General features: G+C 70.6%; 5 protein-coding genes and 1 CRISPR repeat array. Of the genes, 3 read left to right on the forward strand and 2 right to left on the reverse strand.

Features of this window, described 5'->3' with window-relative positions; all coding sequences use genetic code 11:
- The 3 genes from AOK11_RS09110 to tpg form a co-directional block, all read left to right on the forward strand.
- The coding region (locus tag AOK11_RS09110) for a transposase (protein WP_055593154.1) at positions 1-282 on the forward strand (282 nt) is incomplete at its 5' end.
- Positions 279-1,172 carry an IS3 family transposase gene (locus AOK11_RS09115; RefSeq protein ID WP_055593155.1) on the forward strand — a complete coding sequence of 298 codons (894 nt, stop codon included), beginning with the start codon at positions 279-281 and terminating at the stop codon, positions 1,170-1,172. The genes AOK11_RS09110 and AOK11_RS09115, both read left to right, overlap by 4 nt.
- A gap of 229 nt (positions 1,173-1,401) precedes the next feature.
- Positions 1,402-2,022: direct repeats of the CRISPR family, unit length 37 nt; unit sequence GTGGCGGTCGCCCTCTGGGGCGACCGAGGATCGCAAC.
- 249 nt (positions 2,023-2,271) lie between these two features.
- Positions 2,272-2,826: a telomere-protecting terminal protein Tpg gene (gene tpg, locus AOK11_RS09120; RefSeq protein WP_055593156.1), complete on the forward strand. Its 555-nt coding sequence runs from the start codon at positions 2,272-2,274 to the stop codon at positions 2,824-2,826.
- Positions 2,827-2,841: 15 nt separating this feature from the next.
- On the opposite strand, the gene AOK11_RS42715 is transcribed toward tpg, so the two are convergent.
- Both AOK11_RS42715 and AOK11_RS09125 read right to left on the reverse strand, forming a co-directional pair.
- Positions 2,842-3,075, reverse strand: coding sequence for a hypothetical protein (locus tag AOK11_RS42715; protein ID WP_157869307.1), 234 nt, complete (start codon positions 3,073-3,075; stop codon positions 2,842-2,844).
- Between the two features lie 467 nt (positions 3,076-3,542).
- A partial coding sequence (locus AOK11_RS09125; RefSeq protein WP_157869308.1) for a tetratricopeptide repeat protein occupies positions 3,543-4,204 on the reverse strand: 662 nt, incomplete at its 5' end.

Genomic DNA, 4,204 nt, shown 5'->3' on the forward strand with positions numbered 1-4,204 from the left:
AGGCGGTACACGCAGGAGTTCAAGCGGGACGCGGTCGCCCTGGTCCGCTCCTCCGGCAGGACCGTCACCGAGGTGGCCCGGGAACTCGGCGTCAGCGCCGAGGGGCTGCGCAACTGGGTCAGGCAGGACCAGGTCGACCAGGGCCAGGGGGCACCGGGCGAGCTGACGACGGCCGAGCGGGAGGAGCTGCGTCGGCTGCGCAAGTTGGCCCGTGAGCAGGCCGAGACGATCGAGGTGCTGCGAAAAGCGGCGGTCTTCTTCGCGAAGGAGAGCGATCGGTGAACGACGTGTACGTGTTCATCGAAGCGGAGAAGACCACCCATGGTGTTGCTCTCTTGTGCCGGCTGCTGAAGGTTGCCCGGTCCTCGTTCTACGCCTGGCGGGCCGGCGAGCAGGCCCGCGCCGCCCGCCAGGCCGCCGACGACGCCCTGGCCCACGAGATCACCGTGCTGCACATCGCCTCCAGACACGCATACGGAGTGCCGCGCATCCACGCCGCACTGCGCAGGTCGGGCAGGCGGATCAACCGCAAGCGCGTGGAGCGGATCATGCGTGAGCGCGACATCGCCGGGATCACCCGGCGCAAACGCCGTTCACTGACCCGCCCGGCGAAGAAGGCGGTGCCCGCTGCGGATCTGATCGGCCGCGACTTCACGGCGAGCGCGCCGGGCGAGAAGCTGGTCGGCGACATCACCTTCATCGCCACCGAGGAGGGCTGGCTCTACCTGGCGACCTGGCTGGACCTGGCGACCCGCGAGATCGTCGGCTACTCGATGGCCGGCCACCACCGGGCGTCCCTGGTCGTCGACGCGCTGGCGATGGCCGCCGGCCGCGGTCGGCTCCAGCCGGGCTGCATCGTGCACTCGGATCGCGGCAGTGAGTACACGTCCGAGGAACTCCGGCGGGAGATAGGCCGGTTGAAACTGCGGCAGAGCATGGGCCGGACCGGCTCGTGCTTCGATAATGCCGTCGCCGAGTCGTTCTTCGCAGTACTGAAGGAAGAGATCGGCACCCGCCGCTGGCCCGACCGAGCCACCGCCCGCGCCGAGATCTTCACCTTTATCGAGACCTTCTACAACCGCAAGCGGCTACGGAAGCACCCGCACTGGGGCTACCTGACCCCGCTGGAGATCCGGCAGCGGCACGAGCAAGGACATGCCCTCGCGGCGTAAGCATCGAGTGTCCAACGTCACGGGGAAAGTCCACCGGTGACCTATACGAATGGACAGGCCCCTACCACCCACAACGAGGAATCGAACCCGCCCCGTAGTGAAATCGGCAGCGGCCGAAGGCCCCACCGATCAATACAGTGTTCCGGGACAGAGCGGCGGTCGCCCTCCGGGGCCACTGAGGATCGCAACCACGAGTACATGGGGCTGCCGTGGACGTTCGTCAACGGAGCTGGCGGTGGCCCTCCGGGGCGACCGAGGATCGCAACGCCGTCCGCTCATGCTCCTCGACGCGGATCTTGAAGTGGCGGTCGCCCTCCGGGGCGGCCGAGGATCGCAACAAGCGGCACGGGCGGCCACCCCTCCCCTGCGTGCGCGTGGCGGTCGCCCTCCGGGGCGACCGAGGACCGCAACGGCCTCGTGCTGGTCGTAGGTCAGACCGCAGTCACAGTGGCGGTCGCCCTCTGGGGCGACCGAGGATCGCAACCTCGTCTACGACCGACCGACGCGGGAGGCGCCGTTCAAGTGGCGGTCGCCCTCCGGGGCGGCCGAGGATCGCAACGACCTAGCCGTCATCGACCCGGCGTGCGGAGCCGGGTGGCGGTGGCCCTCCGGGGCGACCGAGGATCGCAACCCGGAGACCCGCGATGAACGCCACCAGCACCAGCACGTGGCGGTCGCCCTCTGGGGCGACCGAGGATCGCAACTGGACGAACACGTCCCCGATGGACGGGCTCACCGGGGTGGCGGTCGCCCTCTGGGGCGACCGAGGATCGCAACCCCGAGCCCGTGCAGGGCACCGTCAACCCGCCCGCAGTGGCGGTCGCCCTCCGAGGCGACCGAGGATCGCAACGCGGAGACCGTCCGCCTCGTGGCCGACGGAACGTCGCCGCTGGACTTCCTGCCGTACCGGGAGGGCAAGCCATTGCCCGGCGGCTTCAAGCTCGGCATCAACCTGGACCTGGTCAAGCACAAGGGCACCCAGACCGTCCTGTGGGGCGAAGAGGTTCGCGAGCGGTTTAACATGCCGGAGCTCAACCTTGCCCGGTACATCAAGGACGCCATCCCACCGAGTCGACAACAGGGAGTAAAAGAGCCCCGCATGGCCATCGCCAGGGAGGGCATGGACGCCGCGGCGCAGCAGGCGTTCACCCGCCCCATCCCCAAGTCGGCCGGGGCGCAGAGGCGCTACCTGGTCAGGCAGCTCAAGGGCACCCGCGCGGTGGCCGACGCGCTCGGCGTCACCCAGCGCACCGTGGAGCGGTACGTGAAAGACCAGATCCGCCGGCCCCGCGCCGACCTCGCCCGACGCCTGGAGGATGCGGTGCGCGCCCGATGGCAGCCCCGTATCCGCGCCCAGGCCCGGAAGCAGGCGGCCACCAGTACCGGCCTGGTCGTCGAAACCCGCGCCCGGTTCGGCTTCACCGCCGCCCCCGGCACCACCGACGACGCCCGCCTCCGCCACCTCACCCTCGCCCTGCCACCCCACCACGCAGCACGCCTCTTCGACGCCCAGGACACCGGGGCCAACGAACAGCAGCTGCGCGACCTCGCCGCAGAGGCTCTGGGCGAGGTCTACTTCCGCGACGGCGGCCGCCGCGCGACCGGCCTGGAGGTGGAGTTCACCGACGTCGAACATCTCGAGTTCGACCTGTAGAGCCGGGCTGCGCCGTCAGACCGTGGGAGGCTGCGCAGCTGTGCATTCGGCTGTGGGTGGTTGCGGATCACCGCCGGGGCCGGCGCCCAGGGCGCGGCGCCCGGTGATTGGGCGTGCGGGCGTCGGGTCGCCGGCGGCCGGGGCGGCGGGCAGGCGTTCGGCGGCGAGTTGGGCGCGTGGCGCGGGCGGCAGCTCCGCTTGGGTGGCGGTGCGGGTCGGTCCGGTGCCCAGCGGGCGGCGGTCGGTCATGCCGGATTCTCGCCCGGTGCGCGTTGTTCTTCCTCACCGGGATCGCCGTGGGCGGCGGCGGGCCTCAGGGCGCGCGCGGGTCGCGTGCGTGCGAGGCGGTGAACTCCGGGCAGCACCCGGCGGTGGTCCCGGCGGCGGCGCCAGGACCGGAGCAGGGCGCCGGGACCCGGCAAAACCGGGCCGGTACCGCCCGAAGGGGTCTTCGAGGGAAGGAGTCGGCGTGGCCGGCACCCCTTGGCCGAGCTTGTGACGTGCAGGTTCTCCTTGCAGGGCGAGACTGTCGAGGTGCCTTGTGAAGCGCCCCGGAAAGCGTCCTGCAAGGCGCCTTGGAGAGCGCCCTGCTCGCTGGCTCCCGACCGTTACCGCCGCGCCGCCCATCCGGCCCAATGCGCCTACAGGCGAAGCACCCCCATAGTCCTGGCACGCGCCTGAACATGCGTGACCTTGACCGGTAGCTGGCAACCGGCTCACTCCGAGGCACGCTCCGCGATCAGCTGGCGGCACTGCCGCGCGCGATCAGCCACCCCATCTCCCATAGCAGCCAGCTCTGCCAGATAGGCCAGCGCATCGGTAATGTCCTCGTGATCTGGATTCGCGGAGAGGAACTCCTCGGTCGCCTCTGCCACACCGCTTTCCGGTTCGAGGAGCAGGACCCGGAAAAGGCCCAAGAGCCTGGTGGCAGCTTCGTCTGGCGGGCTCACCGGGGACGCGAGCAGCCGGCTCCACTGCTCTGCACATGCTTCGAGGTGCCCCTCCACGGTGTCGAGCATGAGCTTCTCGAACGTGCTGGAGAGATCGTCGGGGTCTGCTTCGACGGCCCGTTCCAGGTCTTCGCGCGCCTGCTCGTAGTGGCCGGCCTGGCGGTGTGCCTGGCCGCGAGAGATAAGGGCCCAGGCGTCGGTGGGATCGAGTTCCAGTGCGGCGGTGAAGTCGGCGACGGCCTCCTCGTACCGGCCCGCCTGCCGGTGTGCTTCTCCCCGGTCGGCGAGGGCCCAGGTGAGGGTGGGGTCGAGTTCGAGTGCGGCGGTGAGGTCGGTGATGGCCTGCTCGTGGTGGCCGGCCTGCTGGTGTGCCTGGCCGCGGGAGCCGAGGGCCCAGGTGAGTGTGGGGTCGAGTTCGAGTGCGGCGG

Source organism: Streptomyces hirsutus (genome assembly GCF_001418415.1).
Taxonomy (GTDB): Bacteria; Actinomycetota; Actinomycetes; order Streptomycetales; family Streptomycetaceae; genus Streptomyces; species Streptomyces hirsutus.

Excerpts from the sequence above, each read along its gene's own strand:
- tpg (WP_055593156.1), top strand. The coding sequence starts at position 2,272 with ATGGCCATCGCCAGGGAGGGCATGGACGCCGCGGCGCAGCAGGCGTTC.
- AOK11_RS42715 (WP_157869307.1), bottom strand. The coding sequence starts at position 3,075 with ATGACCGACCGCCGCCCGCTGGGCACCGGACCGACCCGCACCGCCACC.